Genomic DNA, 17,615 nt, shown 5'->3' with positions numbered 1-17,615 from the left:
GCACCCGACGCGAGAGTTCAGGCCCGCGTGATCCGTACCGCGTCGGCGATCACGAGCCCGGTGCCACCGGTCCAGCGGCTCACGCCGACGGTGTTGCCTGTGCCAGCGGCCAGGGTGAACACACCGATCGAGACCCATCGGCCGCCATTGGTCCGCTGGTTGACGGACACCGACCTGTTTCCGGTGGTGGTCGCCACCAGATACGGCGTCTGATCGTTGTAGCCGGCGTCGGCCGGATACCAGACCGAGATCTCGTAGTTTCCGGTTGCCGGAATCGTCGACCGGAACCAGGCGACGTCGCTGGACGGCACCGGGTTCGCGAACCGGTAGTCGGTGCCGTACCGCTGGCCGGAGTAGGTCGAGGTGCCCCATGCGGTGCTCGCCGTGAACCCGCCCGACGTGCTGTTGTCGATGGTCGTGGTCCACTGCTGCGGCGGGGTCTGCGTGACCCTCAGGTCGAGGTAGTTGCGGTCGATCTTCATCGTCACACCGCCCCACGTCTCGGTGACGTCGCCGGCGTACTGGTGCACCCGCTGCTGGTTCGCGTAGTAGGCGTCGGGGCAGTAGCTGCCGGCCTGCGTGTCGGCCACCCCGTTCCACCAACCGATCCAGATCTGGTCGAGTCGCGTGTAGCTCGGGTTGCCGTACGCGTCGCAGACGTCCTTGATGCCGGACGAGCCGCTGGAGTACATGCCGGCGAGGTAGCCGCGTGTGTGCAGTTGCTCGACCCAGCCGGACAGGAACGACAGCACGGCGGCCCGGCACGACGCGTTTGACGGGTACTGCTCGATGTCGTTGTAGACGGTGCTCGCACCGCCGATGCCCAGGGCCTGGGCGGCGTTCGCGGATCTGTTCGCCGCGGAGACGCCCTGTGACCGGGCGGTGGCGGGGTCGGCGGACATCTTCGGGGCGCGGGTGCCGCACGGTGCCTGGTAGCCCAGCTCGACGGGGAGCAGTCGCCATCCGTTGTTCGTCTGGTTGGCCACCCACGTCGCCGTGAGGTTGGGCTGGGAGCAGCTACGGCTGTCTCCACTGATGTAGATGCCGATCGCGCTGTAGGGCGAGCTGGCCCGCCACGTGTCCATGGCGGCCTGTGACGGCGCCGTGCAGGTGTCGAACCCGCGGCCGGTGAAGGTGCCGGGCTGCGGGCCGGTGGCCAGCGGCACCCCGGCAGTCGGTGCTGGTGCGGTTGTCGCGGCTCCCGCGACCAGGTCGGCCGGTGCCACGATCCCTGCGGCAACGGTGAAACCCACAAGCCACCCGGCGAAGACCCGCACATCGCCTCCACATGAAGAAAACCTTGGCCGTTGTCGGCCCGCGCGACGGATTTCTACCACGAATCGACGAATGACAATAGAGGGGTCTGAGGTCCCGGCGGCCGGAGAGGCTGTGTCGACTCGCTTGTCGAACCGGGCCTCGGTCGGCGATCCCACCGGCGGAGCGGCCATTCACCGGGCCGCGGCGGCGAGCCGTCACCGCGTACAGTCCCGGCTGCGCCACGGACGGCCACCGCTGGGGCGGGCACCTGCCTCGGTGACACCCGGCACCGACCCGTTACCATCGCGGGCCGTACCTCGGCAGGAACAACGTGGGGTGATCATGGCTGGCCCGTCCACCCGCTTCGTGCTCTTTCCTGGACGCCATCACCTGCTGACCCGCTTCCAGGCTGACTACCTGCGGCGGCTCGCCGAGGACGGCGCTACCACGATCGTCTGGGCGGTGACCTCCGCCAACCACGAGAACACCAAGCGTAATCCGGTCCCGTACCACCGCCGGGAGGCCGCGATCGAGCGATTCAGTGTGCTGAGCGGACTGCGTTCGATGGTCGTGCCGATCTTCGACACCGCGTACACCGACGACTTCGCCGAGGTGACCCTCAAGAACATCGCGGTGGCCACCGGACTCGAACTCGCTCCTGCGGACACCCTGGTGGCCTGCTCGACTCCGGAGGTCGCCAAGCTGTACGAGCAGCTCGGTTTCACCATCGCGCAGGTCGAGGCCGACCCCGGGCTGCAGATCACGCCGGAACGGCCGTGGGATGTCCTGCTGCGCCTGGCCGCGGGCGACGACACGTGGCGCGAGCTGACGCACCCGGCGACGATCGACGTCTTCGAGCGTTACCGCCTGGTCGACGAGATCCGGATGGTGGTCAACGATCCGCTCGTCGGCGACGAGGGGGGCCTTACCGTCACCCGCGACTACCGGACCTACGTGGAGGCCTTCGCCGGTGCCGCCGAGCGCAAGTGGGACGCCGTCCGTCAGTACGTGCAACCCGGCCGTATCGTCGATATCGGCTGCGGCGCCGGGGCGGTCCTGGAGTTGGCCGATCGGGAACCCGGCCTGCACGAGAGCGACCTCATCGGCGTCGAGGTCGCCCGACACCTCTATCAGGAGTGCCTGCACAAGAAGGCGCAGGGCGTGTTCCGCAACGCCAACGTGTACTTCTTCCACCGGAACGTCCTCGGTGGCGCGGTCCTGAAGGAGCGCTCGGTGGACACCACCCTCACCTTCGCGTTGACCCACGAGATCTGGTCGTACGGGCGGCAGCGGGAGTCACTGTTGCAGTTCGCCCGCCGCATCCACGACCACACGGTGCCCGGTGGCGTCTGGATCAACAGCGACGTGTGCGGCCCGGACGACCCCCACCGGCCGGTGATCCTGCGACTCGTGACAGATGACGGCGAAAACCGGGCGTCGCCGCGCCGGGATCTCGCCAGCCTCGACTCCGCCGAGGTCAGGCGGTACGTCGGCGGACTGTCGACGCGGGCGCGGCTGGACCAGTTCGCTGTCGACTTCGCGTTCCCCTTCGACTACGAGGCCCTGCCCGACGGCTCGGTACGCCTTGAACTGGGCGCCGCGATGGACTACCTGACCCGCAAGGACTACATCGACAGTTGGCTCTCCGAGACGAAGGAGCAGTTCTGTGGCCTCAGTTTCGTCGATTGGACAACGCTGCTGACCGAAGCGGGCTTCGAGATCGCTCCTGCCTCCACCGCCGTCCGCAACGATTGGGTGATCGACAACCGGATCGCGCCTGTCGCCTCTCTCGCCGACCTCGACGGCCGGCCCCTCGACTGGCCGACGACCCACATCCTCACCGTCGCCCACCGACCCTGGAACGACTGAGCGGCCAGAGCCTCCACGGCGATGGTTCCCGTGGAGGCTCTGGCCGCTCTCGGCGGACAGCTGGCGGCTATCTCACAGGCGTGGGTCCTGCTGGACCTTCAGCGCGTTGAGGATCGGGTCGCCCTCGCCCTTCTCGCGGTTGAACTCGATCGTCAGATCCCCGCCGGTGTGCTCGACGGTGACCGCGTTCGTGTCGGCGGTCAACGCACCCACCTTCGCCTGCACGTCGTGGTCGTAGAGCGCGACCTTGCCGTCGACAAGAACATCGAAGGCACGCTTGCCGACCTTGACCTTCTCGATCTCCGCGAAGTCCAGACCGATCCGGTACGTCCCGGCGGGCGCGTTCTTGAACACGTAGCTGAACGTCTCGCCGGTCCGCTGGGTGCGGAACAGCGCGTCGTCCTGCGTACCGGCGATGTCGGCCTTGGTGGTGCGCGCCTTGCCGCCGACGTAGCCCCACGGCTGCTTGCCGAGTGCCTGGTCGGGCGACCAGACGAAGCCGTCGGTGCCGACGTAGCCGGATCCTCCGACGTCGACGCCCTTCCAGTAGGCCGAGGTCGCCAGGCGGACCGGCTTGAGCTGGGTCTCGCCCTTGCCTGCGTTGGACGCCACCAGAACGTCTCCGACGAGCACGCCGGGCTTGACGCCGGCGTTGTCGGCCGTCGCCGCGACGGTGGTGGACTGGCCGACCGCGAGCGTGACAGTGCCGGTCGCGGCCGGGCCCGTGAGGGTCAGCCACGGAAGGTCAGCGGCCTGGTGCCCGCCGTCGCTTGTGCGCTCCTGCTCGCTGAGGCGCACCTCGAGCGGGGCGGAGCCGGTGTTTGTCACTGTCACGTTGGCCGTCGCCTTCTGGCCCTTGTCGAGGAGCCAGTCGAGGTCGCCTCCGGCGATGGTGGCGATGCCCGTGGTCAACGCCGTGTCGACCACCTCGGCCTGGTCCTTCTTGGCGATGGTCACCTGGCGGCTGGCGGTGACGTAGTTCGGCGACGACACCTCCACGGTGTTCTCGCCGACCAGCGCCTGGGCCTTCCACCGGCCCAACACGTCGGCAGTGATGACCCGCTCACCGGCCGGCCCCTTGAGCGTGACGATCGCGCCCTCGATCGGCTTGCCGTCGTTCTTGTCGGTGACCGTGCCCTCGATCGTGCCCGAGGCCGGCAGGGTGTACTCCAGCCCCAGGCCGGCCTTCAGGACGGGCTGGTTGAAGGAGTGCTGGCTCGCGGGGTTGCGCGTCAGGCTCTCCACGCCGACAGTCGCCGACGACCCTCGGGTGAGGGGGTTGTCGCCGCCGACGCCGTCGCCGTACCCGATCTGGATCCGTCCGTCCGCGATCAGGGTGACCGAGAAGCTCACGCGTGCCGTCCGGTCGTTGTAGAAGGCGACGTTGCGCCACTCGATGACCTGTGCCGCCAGCCCGTCCACAGCGGTCGTGCCGAAGTAGATGCCGGCCTCGTCGTCGACGATGAGGTCGTCCCAGAGCGGATAGATCGCGTCGATCGGACTGGACGACGGCAGTGCGGTGTTGTTGCCCAGCGAGCTGGCGCGGTCAAAGGCCAGCGTGCCGTTCGTCGTCACGCACACGCCGTCCCAGGCCGTGTCGTAGAACGGGAACAGGAAGTTGGAGTCGAACCACCGCACGCCGCAGGAGTCATCGCCGTGCCAGCCGGACTCCTCGGTGCCCTGACGGTAGAGCCCTTCGGTCACCTTCACCGAGTACGAGCGGCCGGCGGGGGCCACCGGCACGGGACCCGGCTCCGGCTGCTCGGGCTGGGGCTCCGGCTCCGCCGCGTCCGTCCGCGGGTCGAGCGTCACCCGCAGCGCGGCGATGGTCGGAGGCTTCAAGCCCTTCGAGCCGCGCAGTTCCACTGTCAGCGGACCACCCTCGTGCTTTACGACGGTGGTACGCCAGTCGGCGGCGTTCGGCCCCACGGCCGCAGCCGCGTCGTACGCGTAGTCGGTCAGCGTTCCGTCCACGAGCACGTCGAACACCCGCTTGCCCTTGGCCGCCTTGTCGATCTCGGCGAACCCGAAGTCGATCGCGTAGGTGCCCTTGGGTGCGTCGGGGAAGCGGTAGAACAACTGCTTGTCAGGCGTGGTGCGCTGCGACTGGAACAGGGCGTCGTCAGTCGTGCCGGCGATCGCGGTCTTCGTGGAGTCGACCTTCGTCTTCCCCTCGTAGCCCCACGCCGCCTTGCCGGCGGCCTGGTCGCCGGACCAGGTGTAGCCGGAGCCGTCGGTGAACTTCGCACCGCCGGCGTTGACGCCGACCTGGTACTTCGTGGTCGTGAGCGTCACCGGGACGTAGGTCTTGGACTGGCGTCCGGAGTCGGACCGCACCACGATGTTCGCGCCGAGCACGCCCGGCTTGACGCCCTTCGAGGAGATCGAGACCTTGACGGTCGTCGACTGACCCGGGGCGAGGGTGCCGCCCTTCGAGGAGAGTGACAGCCACGGCAGGTCGGTGATCAGGTCGTCCTCGACGTCGACAAGCACGACGTCATCGGCGATCTGGTCCGCCGCCCACAGCGCCCCGGTCGAGTCGGTTTCGAGGCCGCCGCCCTGGCCCACCTTCTGACCCGGGAACCACCACGCGTTGACAAGCGAGCAGTCGACGGGGTCGACCTGCAGCAGGCGGGTGGGCCGGTCCGAGGTGAGGTCGGTGTACCAGATGGTGTCGGACGCCTGGTTGTAGGCCAGGCCCATCACCTCGGGCAGCGGCGGGGTGCAGTAGGACAGCAGCGCACCCGGCTTGTCGTGCGACGTGCCGGCGACGGTGCCGATCGAGCCGTTGGCCCGGCCGCCGACGTAGAAAACGTCCCGGATCGGGTTGTAGGCGAGCCCGGTCAGTGGCAGCGTGGACCAGTCACCCTTGACCTGCCGGGTCTCCTTGCCCGTGTTGCGGTCGAAGCAGTGGATGTAGCTGGCCGGTGCGTCCTCCATCTGGCACATGTCACCGGTCTTGGTGTCGAGCGCCATGTCGAACGCACGGTACGCCGGGTTCCACGACGCGTCGAAGACCTTCCCGGTCGGCTTGCCCGTCACCGTGTAGGCGGTGTTGGTCCGCTTGTTGTAGTCGTGGACCCACACGTCGCCGTCGTACCCGATGCCGGTCGGCTCCTTGTCCTCGATCTTGCCGGGGATGGGGATCCGGGTGATGACGTCTCCGCCGGAGGTCGTGCCGACCCTGCCGGCCGCCTGCGCTTCGGCGGCCTTCGCCGCTGCGGCCTTGCCGTCGACGTTCGACGGCTTCATGCCGCTCGCACCTGCCTTCCAGGCGGCGAGGTCGATCGCGCTGGCCGCGCCCTTTCCGGTGCGCGCGGTGGCGCCGTCGGCGTCCAGGTCGGGGTGGCGCGCGGCCTCACCCAGGCTGTACGTGAGCGGGGCGGACCCGGTGTTGGTAAGCGTCAGCGAGCCCACACCGTTCTGGTCGGTGCCCAGCAGCGCGTCCAGACCGTCGGCCTTCAGACCGGCGACACCCGTGATCAGGCGAGCGTCGATCGTGGCTTTCGCGTAGAGCTTGCCGAGGGAGAAGGGGTACGCGGCGGTCGTGTAGTTCGGCGCGTCGACAGTCATCGTGTAGTCGCCGACCGGAAGCTGGCGATGCACGATGCCCGTCCCGTTGGTCGTGACGGTCTCGACGAGCCCGGCCTTGGTCGTGAACGAGACCTTCGCCCCGGCCACGGGCAGCCCGTCGTTGCGGTCGACGACAGTCGCGTCGAGGTACCCGAAGTCCGGCATGTCGTAGGTGACGATCATCCCGTCGCGCAGCACCGGGGCGCTCTCGGAGAACCGGATGCCGTCGATGCCGGCCCAGCCCTGGATGCCGGTGATGGCGTGCCCGCCGGCGGTCAGCGGGTCGTCGGATCCGACGCCGTCGCCGTACCCGAAGATCACCGTGCCCGAGCGGGTGAGCGTGGCCGAGAAGCTGACCGGCTCGGTGTACTCCGACCGGATCGGATAGGCCCACAGCTTGGCCTTGCGGTACTCGATGACGAACGCGTCCTCGCCGCCGACCTTGGTGGCTGCGGTGAAGATGCCACCGCCGGGGGCGAACTCGACGGGGGAGTTGACGTAGAACGGGAAGATGCCCGCACCGCCGCTACCGGGTCCGGTGCTGGTGTCCGGGGAGATCACGCCGCGCAGGCCGACGCCGAGGGTGTCGTGGCTGCCGTTGTAGAGCGCGATCGGGAACGGCAGCTTCACTGTGGCCCACACGCCGCTGGTGATCGTGACAGGGTCGGTGCCGCGCAGGTATTCGCCCTCGGAGACGGCACAGCTGTAGCCGCCCTTGTCGACGACGAGCCCGACCGGGATCTCGCGCGACTCGTTCTGCGCGCCCACGGTCAGCGGGAGCGTCGTGGGCGAGAAGCAGGCGTTGGGCTTGACGTTCAGTGTGTACGAGCCCTCGGGGACACCGGTGATCTGGTAAGCGCCGTTGGCGTCGGTGCGTACCGGCTTCAGCGGTGTGTCCTTGACCGACACGTCGGCGTTCGGGACGGGCTTCTTCTTGTCGTCGACGACCCGGCCGCTGATGTCGTGCTTCGCGGCGGCCGTGAGCGGCAGCTTGACGGAGGTGTCCTGGCCGAGGGTGATCGTGACGTTCGCGGTCGCGGTCAGGTAGCCGAAGACCTTGGTGGTGAGCTTGTAGTCACCGACCGGCAGGTTCGTCGTGAACCGGCCGTCCTTGTCGGTGCCGATCGACCGGCTGAACGGTCCGCTGATCGTCACCTCGGCAGCGGGGACCGGAGCGCCGTTGGCGGTGACGACACCGGTGAGGGTGCCGCCCTTGCGGGGCGCAAGTTCGAGCAGGCGGACAAGGTCGAGCCGACCCTCGCCGTACTTGTTGTTGACCTCGGCGGTGCCGCCGCACTCGGTGTCGTCGACGTCGACTGCCGACTCGCCGAGCAGACGGCGGGTCTCCTCGACCTGCCCGATGAGGGTCGGGTCGTAGCTCCACAGCGCCGCGACGGCGCCGGCGACGTGAGGTGCCGCCATCGAGGTGCCGGACATCTCGACGTAGCTGTTGCCCGGGTACGACGACAGGACGCCGTCGCCGGGAGCGGAGATCTCGGGCTTGATCCGGCCACCCTCACCCTCGCCCTTGCGGGAGAACAACGAGAGTGTGCCGTCCGATCCGTAGGCGCCGACGGAGTAAGCGCTCTCGGCGGAACCGGGCGAGGAGACGGTGTCGCAGGCCGCGTACGGCACGGTGTTGCCCGACGACCAGACGCTGAAGATCCCGGCGGCGGTCCACGCCTCGTCGATGGCCTGGAAGAAGTCGTCGAAGTCGTGCTCGACGGTCTGGCCCCACGAGTTGTTGATGACGTGCGGGCGCTTGGACGGGTCGGGGTTGTTCCCCTGGGTGTCGGTCGGGGCGAGCAGCCACCAGCCGGAGCGCAGCAGCGACTCGACGCCGGTGCTGTCGCAGCAGCCGTTCGTCGCGATCCACTGCGCGTCCGGGGCGACGCCGACGTGGTTAATGCCGTCGTCGCCGACCATTGTGCCCATGGTGTGCGTGCCGTGGCCGTTGTCGTCGCACGGCACCCCCGTGCACGTGCCCCGGCTGGCCATCCAGTTGTAGTTGTGGTCGACCGTGCCGTCGGGCTTCGTGCCGCGGTACTGGTGCATCAGGGCCGGGTGGTCGAACTGGACGCCCGAGTCGAGGTTGGAGACGGTGATGCCCGCACCTGTGGCGCCCATGGCCCATGCCTCGGGGGCGCGGATGGCCTCCAGACCCCACGTGGCGGCGTCTGCCTCGGCGGCCTTCTGCGCGGCGGGACGGGCAGCCCGCTCAGCCGGGCTCTTCTCGTCCACGGGCTTGACCAGCGCGACCTGCGGCGTCGCGTGGATCTCGGCGACCTGCACCTTCGACGCCACGTTGAGCGCGAGCTTCTCGGTGCCGCCCTTGACGAGCACCGTGTTGGCGATCGGGTAGGAGGTATACGTGACGCCTGCCCGGTCGAGTTCGGGGGAGACGGATGCCAGGGAGGTCTTGGCTGCCGCGGTCAGCGCGTCCTGGACGAACGTGCCGCGAGCGGCCCAGTCGGCGATCTTCTTCGCCGGGGCGAGGTCGGCCTTGGTGTCGAACGTGATCCAGAAGTCGGAAGTCGGCTCGGTGCGGAAGCGGTCCTTCAGGTTCGAGGTGATCTTGTTGGCTGGGGCACCGGGATCCGGCTCGGCAGCGGACGCCGGTAATGGCTGGATCATGCTCAGACCGACCGCTACGGCCAGCGAGGCGGCGAGGGTTGTGAGTCTCATGCGGGGTCCTTCGACCTACAGGGGCTGATAGGGGTCGTGGCTCTGGTGGTCGTCGGAGGCGTCGGAGGCCTCGGAGGCTTCGCGGGCGCTGACGCGTGGCTCGCTCGGCGGCTCGACGGGTGGTTGGGGCTCGATGGCGGAGTCGTCACGCGTGGCAGGTCGCTCAGACACGCATTCCCCTACGGCTATGGATCATGAAGCCATGCTCGGGGGAGCCGAGGGACCTTAGCTATCCAGCGGATACGTCAATTTTCACGCCGGGTCGCTGAGGGAGTCCTCTTCTGCGAACACTCCGGCCTCCACTGCCTTGACCGCCAGCGCGGTCCGGGAGGTCACCTTCAACTTGCGCATCGCCGCACGTAGCTGCTGGTCCACCGTGGCCGGTGACTTGGCCAGGATCCGGCTGATCTCCCGGTTCGTCTTGCCGGCGACAACCAGTTGGACCACGTCGAGCTCGCGAGGTGAGAGCTGGTCGCCGTACCCTCGTCGGCCGCCGCGCCACAGTCGCGGAACCTCGGCGCCGTGTTCGCGAAGCCGCTGTGCGACACGATCGGCATCGCCGCGGGCTCCGATCCTGAACAACTGCTCGTACTGTGCGGCAAGTAGCTCACGGCCCTGAGCGACCTGGCCCTGCGCTTCGATCTGGCCCTGCGCGATGAGCGCCTCGGCTTGACGCTCGCGGGCGAGCATGGCGTCGTAGGGGCGCGGCAGCGCGTTCCAGGCGCGCGCCGCCCGGTTCCAGGCCGTCGCGGCCCGGGCGTGGTCTCCGGCTGCGGCGACCAGCAGGGCACGGCACACGGCGAGCGCGGCGCGAGGCGCCGGCGCCGTACGACCACGCAGCCCTCTGGCGAACTGGTCGCCCAGGCGTGTCGCGGCCGTCAGGTCACCCGCGGCGAGGTGCGCCTCGATCCGGGCGGGAACGAGGTCCGTCGCCCAGACCCAGATGCCCTTTGTCAGCACCGTGTCCATCGGCTCGTTCGTGATCTGCAGCGCCCGGCCGCTGTTTCCGTCCGTCAGCCACAGCCGGGCCAGCGCGGCGGCGGCCTCCATCGTGTCGTCGGCCGCGCCGAGACGGGCAGACTCCTCCAGGACCAGCCGGAACTGCTCCTCCGCAGCGCGCCGCCGTCCGGCTGCGGCTGCCAGCCGGGCCGCGAGGCGAATGCTGCCGAGGTAGTGCGCCGGCCGATCTCGATCGGCATCGGCGAGTGCCGCGCTTCGCTCCGCGAGGCCCTCCCACCGGCCGGTGAGCCACGCCAGGTTGGCCTGTTCGAGTTCGACATTGTGGTGCAGCCGGGACGCCTGCTCGGCCTCGGCAAGGCGCAGGGCCACGTCGAGGTGTTGTTCCGCGTCGGCGTACCGACCCCAGATCAGTGCGCCGGTCCCGACGTTCGCGTGGATGCGGGCCACGTCGAGACGCTCCGCCGAGTTCGTGCCGTCGATGGGCAGGTCGGCGACGACGTCCCAGGCCTCTTCTTCGCCGAGCATGAGCAACGCGGCGGCGCGGTTGCCGGCCAGGTTCAGCCGTTCAGCGGGCGATTCGAATTCGGCGGTGAGCTCGGCGGCGCGGTCCAGCCACCGCCGGTGGGTCGACGCCGGCCACGGCCCCGCATAGGCCCATCCGAGATAGGTCATCGCCCGAGCCGCCTCGACCGGGTCATGGTCGAGGTTGGCCACCGCCTGCTCGAGTTCGCGGAGTGCGGCCTGTGCCTCACCCCCGGTGATCAGGAGCCGACCCAGGGGGTTGCGGATCTCGGCCTGCTGGCGGGCGGAGAGACCGGGAGTCTCCAACACCGAGCGCAGGGTACGGATCACGCGGTGGTAGACCTCGTCGACCGGTTCACGGCGGCCCAGCGCGGCCACTCCGGCGATGCGCGCGACCCGTGCCCGATCCACCGGCGGCAGCCTGGACCACGACAACAGATCGACGAGCAGGTCGACCGCCTTTGTGTGGTCACCCGAGGCCATGGCCAGCTCGGCGCTCTGCTCGGCGTACCGCGCCCAGGACTGCGTTTCGCCGGCCTCACGGAAGTGGTGGGCGAGGCGTGCCACGGGCGGCGGATGGGTGCCCTCCAAGGCCCGGCCGGCCAGCAGGTGGAAATGTCTGCGGTCGGTCAACGGAATCGCCTCGTAGACAGCCATGGCGGCCAGCACATGCCGGAAGCGCCACCGGCCGCGGTCGTCTCCGTCCAGGACGCCGGCGCCGGCCGACTCCGCGACGGCGTCTCGGCACGCGTGTGGTGACAGGCCGGCGGTCAGCGCGATCGTGGCCAACGATGACCGCTCCGCCAACGTAGCCGCGGCTCGTAACACCTGCTGCGCCGTGGGCGACAGGCGACCCACCCGCTCCCGGGTCGAGTCGCGCACCGTCGGTGGCACCTGCAGCTCACGCAGCTTCAGGCGGACCCACTGGCCGTCGCGGAAGACGAGGTCGGCACGGTCGCACATGAGGCGAACCGACTCCTCCAGGGCCAGGGGAACGCCACCGGTCCGCTCGTGCATGAACGTCGTGAACTCCTGCGATATCGGCTTGCCGTCGAGCATCGAGGACACCAGTGCCGCCGTGTCGTCGGGTCGCATGGGCGCCAGGGCGATCCTCAACTGGGTCACGCCAGCGGGCAGCCGGGACGTCAGCCGCAGCAACAACGATCCGTCGTCGACCTCCTCGGGCCGATAGGAGATGACGAGGCTCGGCCCGCCCGACTGCTGCCGGGAGGTGACGAACAACAGGAACTCAAGGGTCACCTCGTCGGCCCAGTGCGCGTCCTCGAGCACGAGAACGTCGACACGCAGAGCCCGCAGCAGCTCGTCAAGGGCGCGGAACAGGCGATGGCGTGCCGCCTTCGCATCGCCCAGGGGCGTCAACGCGGGCGGCAGGTCCGAGGACCATTCAGGGAACAGGGGCCGCAACGCACCCGCAAGATCGGTGAGCCGCAGTCGCGACACCGGGCCGTCGATCCCCCGGAACGCGTCGACGATCGGCCCCAACGTCAGCGACTCGCGAAGCGGTGGGCACACCGACACCAGGGCAGTGCCCTGGTCGGGCGTGGCCAGCCACTCCCGCAGCAGTCGGCTCTTCCCGATCCCCGCCTCGCCCTCCACCAGCACGATCGCCGGTGGTCGGGCCACGGCGGCCCGGAGGGCCGCGATCTCCCGATCACGTCCCACGAACTGCGGCGTTGAGACGGTCGGTGCGGTCCTGTCGTCCTCGGGCGAGGGGTCGAGCATGCGTGATGATCTCGCTTTTTCCTGCTCGGACACAAGACCGTCAGGCGGCTCGCGTTGCGGGACCCTCGGCTGCGGTGCTGCGGCCTTGCCCTAATCATCTTAGTGATTAAGATAACTGCATGGGCGTATCGACTGACATCTCCGTGGCGATCGCCGGTGCCGGTCTCTCCGGCCTCTGCCTCGCCCAGCACCTGCTGCGCGCCGGCATCGACGTGCACGTCTACGAGCGCGACCCGGGCCCCTTCGTCCGGCGGCAGGGCTACCGGATCATCCTCGACCGGTACGGGCTGGAGGCGCTGCGCGAGAGCCTGCCCCGCCCGCTCTACAACCTCGCGCTCACCACCGGTGACGAGCCCGGCGGGCAGCTACGTTTCACCGACAGTCGGCTGCGGGACGCATTCAGCATCACCTTCAAGGACGATCCGTACGCGACCCGCCAGGTCGACCGGCTGACCCTGCGGTCGATCCTGCAGTCCGGGTTGCACCAACGCATCCACTACGGCAAGCAGGCCGTCGCGGTGGAGAACGGCGGGCCCGCCGGGCTGCGGCTGCGGTTCGCCGACGGCGGGGCCGCCCCGGCCACCGTCGTCGTGGGCGCGGACGGCGTCGGCTCGGCGCTGCGCGCGCAGCTCATGCCGGACGCGGACCCGGCGAACACCCCAATGGCGGGCATCTACGGCCGGTCGCCCCTGGAGCGCAACGGTCAGAGCGTCATCCCGGACGCGCTGCGTACCAGCGGGGTCCTTGCCATCGGCGACCGGCCGGGCCGCGCCTTCTTCTTCACCTCCATGCGGTTCGGAGAAAATCCGCAGGAGGCGTTCGCGCGCCTGGCCCCGGGCAGCTATGCGCCCACCGGCTACGACTACGTCATGTGGGGCCTGCTGCTGCGGCAGGAGGAGGTGCCCATCGGCATCCGCGGCGACCTGCTGGCGCTGTGGAGACAGGCCAGCCTGATGAGTGGGGACTTCCACCCGCTCGTCCGGCGACTGGTCGGCACCGCCGAACTGGACGCCACGGTTCTCAACCTCTTCGCCACCGGCCAACGCCCGCAGCGGTGGGCGGTGCCCCGGGCAACGATGATGGGCGACGCCGTGCACGTCATGCCGCCGTTCGGTGCCCACGGTGGCAACACCGCGCTGCGCGACGCCGCCCTGCTCGGCAGGAAACTTGTCGAGGCCCGGGCGAGCGGCGCGCCGGTGGAGGAGGCTATCGCCCGCTACCAGGACGAGATGGTGCCGTACGCCTTCCGCGCCGTCGACACCGCCGCGCGGCTGATGCGCCGCCTCACCGGAGAGGCGGCAGCGCCGCACTGGGTGCTGACCCGCGTGTTACCTCGACTGCACCGGGTCACCGTGCCGGAGGCATGATTGCGTGCATGTCCCAGGACCCGGCCCGCACCTCCGCGATCGGCGATCTGATGCGCGCCGGGCGGGAGATGTCGCGGCTGTCGATGGTGTTCCGGTACGCCATCGCGGAGCGGCTGGGCCTCACCGTGAGCGACTTGGAGTGCCTGGACCACCTGGCGGACGTCGGGTCCGCCACCGCGGGGCAGGTCGCCGAGCGGACCAACCTCACCACCGGGGCGGTGACAAGCATGCTCCGCCGGCTCCAGCAGGCGGGGTACGTGACCGCCGAGCGCGACCCGGCGGACCGTCGCCGGGTGATCGTCAGCCTGCGGCCGGAGCGGATCGCGGAGCTGAGGCGACCGTACGAGCGGTTCGCCGAGGGGACGGCGCGACTCATCGAGGGCTACAGCGCCGAGGAGGTCGCTCTGCTGGTCCGTCACTATGACCACATGCAGGCGATGTACCACGCCGAACTGGACCGCCTCCGCTGCGGCGACACCGCGCAGCGGTCGGCCTGAGGCACCGTCGCGTGCCGCGCTGGGCAGGTGTGCGCCGCGATGTGGTGATCAGGCCGTACGAGTGGGCGGGCCCGGCGTCACGCCGAGCCCGCCCGTTTCAGTCAGCCCTTCCGGTCGTCACGCCCGGGCGACGAGCCGGAACTGCTGGTTGGTCTGGCCGTGGCAGTCGTAGAGCTGGACCTGGGCGCCGTTGGCGGTGCTCCAGACGTCAAGGCATCGTCCGGATTGGACGCTGCTGATGGTGCCGTTGGAGTTGACGTTCCACTGTTGGTTGGTCTGGCTGTGGCAGCTGTAGATCTGTACCGCCGCGCCGTTGCCGGTGCCCGCGGCGTCGAGGCACATGTTGCCGTACACCTGGAGTTGTTTTCCTGAGGTGTAGGTCCAGGTCTGGTTGGTCTGCCTGTTGCAGTCGTAGAGCTGTACCCGGGTGCCGTTGTTACGGGAGGCGTTGGGTACGTCGAGGCACCGGCCGGACTGCGTGCCGACGATCTCGCCGGCCGAGGCGGGCGGGACGCTCGGCGACACGGTGGGGGTCGGCCCCGGCGTGGTGGGCGTCGGGGTGGTCGGCGTCGTGGGCAGCAGCGGACAGGTGCTGCGGTAGGTGACCACGCCGCTGGAGTCCAGCAGCGGGCAGAGGAACTGGCTGTACCGGGCGTCGTTGTCGACGAACATCTTGACGAACGGCAGCATGGTCCGGACCATCACCGGGTTGGGCCGCCCGACCATGAATCCGTGGTCCGCGCCGGCGACCTCCAGGTAGACGCTCTCCGTCGTGGACGGGATGCTGTTGTACAGGCCAGTGGCGTAGGACGGAGTGACAACCGTGTCCGCCTGCCCAGACAAGATCATCGTGGGCACACGGTCGTTGGCGAGGTTCGACGACGGCGAGTACGGCGCGATGCCGACCACTGCCTTCAACGACGGACGCCGCATGGCGGCACTCAACGCGCCACCGCCGCCCATGGAGTGACCGGCGACCGCCAACCTGCTGGGATCGACCCGGTCGCGCACCGGGCTCTGCTGCGTGAGGTAGTCCAACGCGGCGAGCAACTGGGTGCCTCGGGCCGTGTCGAAGTCGTTGCGGCTGTTGGTCTCGATGCCGATCACGACGAAGCCGTGGGAGGCCAGCCAAGGACCCATCCAGGCCAGTTCGGCGGAGAACAACGCCGTGTAACCCGGCGAGATGGCGATGGCCCCGAAGGTGCCCTGGCTGGTGTCGGTCGGGTAGTAGATCCGGCCGCCGTTGAAGCCGTACCCGGTCGGGACGCTCACCGACGTGTTGGCGAAGGGGCCGTTCACGGCGGTGACGCTGCTCGGGGTGGGGTCCGGGCCTCGCTGGTACGGGTTGTCGGCGGCCGATGCCGATCCGGTCGTCACGGTCAGGGTGAACATCCCGACCACGGCTGCGATCCCCACCGCGGCGAGTTTCAGCACCCGTCCCCGAAAGCGGGCGGGCACTCGGTCGGCATGGGTGTTCCCCGAGGGTGGGGGGTGGTGTCCGTTTCCTCGCACTGTCGGTGCCTCCTGGTGGTGGATAAGTGCGGGACGGGCGGGCTCGGTTCGTGCCGAGCCCGCCCGTCCCGGCGGTGTCCGGTCGTCAGCGTTGCAGCGTCAGCAGACCCGGCCGGTACGGCAGAAGGCCGTAGTCGCCGCCGGAGCTGGGAGAACGCCCCTGGTAGAGCAGTTGCAGGTTGCAGGCGTCAACGGTCATCGTCTGATCGGCGTTGCTGCGGATCAGCTCGCCGTGACTGATGTCGTTGGTCCAGGTGGCACCACTGTTCGCCTTGCCGGCGAACGGGTTGCTCTCCGACGCGGCCTGCGGCGTCCACGTGCCACCCAGGCTGGTGGCCGTGAACGAGCGGAAGTAACGCCCGTTCGCGCCGATCGCCTCGACGAGCATGAGGTACCGGTTCTGGCCCTGGAGCTTGTAGACCTGAACGCCCTCGAACAGGTTGTTCGTCGAGTCGGTCATGATCGTCGTGTAGTTCGACCCGAAGCTGCCCGGGAAGTTCCCGATGGGCATGCTGGCCCGGTAGATCCTGCCGTTGTCCCCGGCGAAGAACAGGTACATGTTCTGGTCGTCACCGATGACTGCCTGGTCGATCGGGCCGGTGCTGGAGTTGGAGATGCTTCCGGTGAACAGCGTCTGCGCCGATGACCAGCTGTTCACGTTTGTCGGATCGGTCGACGTGCGGTACGAGAACGCCGTCGGACCCCACTGATAGGCCAACACCCAGACGTTGCGCGGCGCGAAGTAGAACAGTGACGGTGCCACCGCAGCGAACGGCATCTGGTTCTGCGACGCCGACCCCATCTGGTTCCAGTTGGAGAAGAGACCGAAGTTCATCGAGCCCCACGTCGTGCCGGTGTCGTGCGTCGTGGCGTAGACCAACTGCTGGCCGTTGTACGGCGCGTGGGTGAAGTCCTTCAGCGACACCCAACCCGACCTCGGCTGAGCCAGCGCGCCAGTCGACGACCAGCGGTACGACGACGGAAGATCACAGGCACCCGGCGTCGGGGTCACCGTTGGCGTCGGGGTCGGCGTCGGCGTGGAACCGCCGCCGAGGGACGCGAGCCGGAACTGTTGGTTGGTCTGTCCGTTGCAGTCGTAGAGCTGGACTTGGGCGCCGTTGGCGGTGCTCCAGACGTCGAGGCATCGTCCGGATTGGACGCTGCTGATGGTGCCGTTGGAGTTGACGTTCCACTGTTGGTTGGTTTGGCTGTGGCAGCTGTAGATCTGTACTGCCGTGCCGTTGCCGGTTCCTGCGGCGTCGAGGCACATGTTGCCGTACACCTGGAGTTGTTTTCCTGAGGTGTAGGTCCATGCCTGGTTGGTCTGCCTGTTGCAGTCGTAGAGCTGCACGCGAGTGCCGTTGGTGGTCGACGCGTTGGGTACGTCGATACACCTGCCGGATTGGCTGCCGACGATCTCACTGGCCGAGCCGCCCGGCGGGACCGTGGGAGTCGGGCCCGGCGTGGTGGGGGTCGGGCCCGGGGTGGTGGGGGTGGGGGTGGTGCCGGGGGTGGCGCTGTTCAGGGCGTCGAGGGTGGAGTTGTAGGCGGCTTTCTTGTTGCCGTTGCATTCGAAGAGCAGTGGGGTGCCGCTGGAGCGCCACGAGTCGCAGTCGCGTACGCCCCAGAC

The 17,615-nt window shown here is 69.0% G+C and carries 9 protein-coding genes; 3 read left to right on the top strand and 6 right to left on the bottom strand.

The genetic code is table 11. From position 1 onward, the window contains the following. Window positions 1-17 precede the first annotated feature (17 nt). Entirely contained in the window at window positions 18-1,277 is a 1,260-nt protein-coding gene (locus ACFY2Q_RS27515) for a glycoside hydrolase domain-containing protein (protein WP_387135146.1), read from the bottom strand. 322 nt (window positions 1,278-1,599) lie between these two features. Here ACFY2Q_RS27515 and ACFY2Q_RS27510 point away from each other — a divergent pair, with 322 nt between their 5' ends. Further along, window positions 1,600-3,126 carry a class I SAM-dependent methyltransferase gene (locus tag ACFY2Q_RS27510; protein WP_387135143.1) on the top strand — a complete coding sequence of 509 codons (1,527 nt, stop codon included), beginning with the start codon at window positions 1,600-1,602 and terminating at the stop codon, window positions 3,124-3,126. Window positions 3,127-3,198: 72 nt separating this feature from the next. On the opposite strand, the gene ACFY2Q_RS27505 is transcribed toward ACFY2Q_RS27510, so the two are convergent. From ACFY2Q_RS27505 to ACFY2Q_RS27495, 3 genes are all read right to left on the bottom strand, one after another. Next, on the bottom strand, window positions 3,199-9,384 hold the full coding sequence (locus ACFY2Q_RS27505; protein ID WP_387135140.1) for a S8 family serine peptidase: 6,186 nt from the start codon (window positions 9,382-9,384) through the stop codon (window positions 3,199-3,201). A 15-nt stretch (window positions 9,385-9,399) separates the two neighbouring features. Beyond that, a complete protein-coding gene (locus tag ACFY2Q_RS27500; protein WP_387135137.1) occupies window positions 9,400-9,555 on the bottom strand; it encodes a hypothetical protein in 156 nt (51 codons plus the stop codon). Window positions 9,556-9,636: 81 nt separating this feature from the next. After that, window positions 9,637-12,549, bottom strand: a complete 2,913-nt coding sequence (locus ACFY2Q_RS27495; protein WP_387135135.1) for an ATP-binding protein — start codon at window positions 12,547-12,549, stop codon at window positions 9,637-9,639. 179 nt (window positions 12,550-12,728) lie between these two features. Between ACFY2Q_RS27495 and ACFY2Q_RS27490 the strand changes: the two genes are divergently transcribed. Then, entirely contained in the window at window positions 12,729-13,976 is a 1,248-nt protein-coding gene (locus tag ACFY2Q_RS27490) for an FAD-dependent oxidoreductase (protein WP_387135132.1), read from the top strand. Between the two features lie 8 nt (window positions 13,977-13,984). Next, the gene (locus ACFY2Q_RS27485) at window positions 13,985-14,473 is read left to right on the top strand and encodes a MarR family winged helix-turn-helix transcriptional regulator (protein WP_387135130.1); all 489 of its coding nucleotides are present in this window, start codon (window positions 13,985-13,987) and stop codon (window positions 14,471-14,473) included. A 117-nt stretch (window positions 14,474-14,590) separates the two neighbouring features. On the opposite strand, the gene ACFY2Q_RS27480 is transcribed toward ACFY2Q_RS27485, so the two are convergent. Together ACFY2Q_RS27480 and ACFY2Q_RS27475 are read right to left on the bottom strand one after the other, a co-directional pair. After that, on the bottom strand, window positions 14,591-15,889 hold the full coding sequence (locus tag ACFY2Q_RS27480; RefSeq protein WP_387135128.1) for a ricin-type beta-trefoil lectin domain protein: 1,299 nt from the start codon (window positions 15,887-15,889) through the stop codon (window positions 14,591-14,593). A 181-nt stretch (window positions 15,890-16,070) separates the two neighbouring features. Next, window positions 16,071-17,615: non-reducing end alpha-L-arabinofuranosidase family hydrolase (locus ACFY2Q_RS27475; protein ID WP_387135125.1), on the bottom strand; the 1,545-nt coding region annotated here is incomplete at its 5' end.

The organism is Micromonospora sp. NPDC000316, assembly GCF_042898885.1.
In the GTDB taxonomy this organism is placed as follows: Bacteria; Actinomycetota; Actinomycetes; order Mycobacteriales; family Micromonosporaceae; genus Micromonospora.
This window is presented reverse-complemented; position numbering and strand designations above follow the sequence as displayed.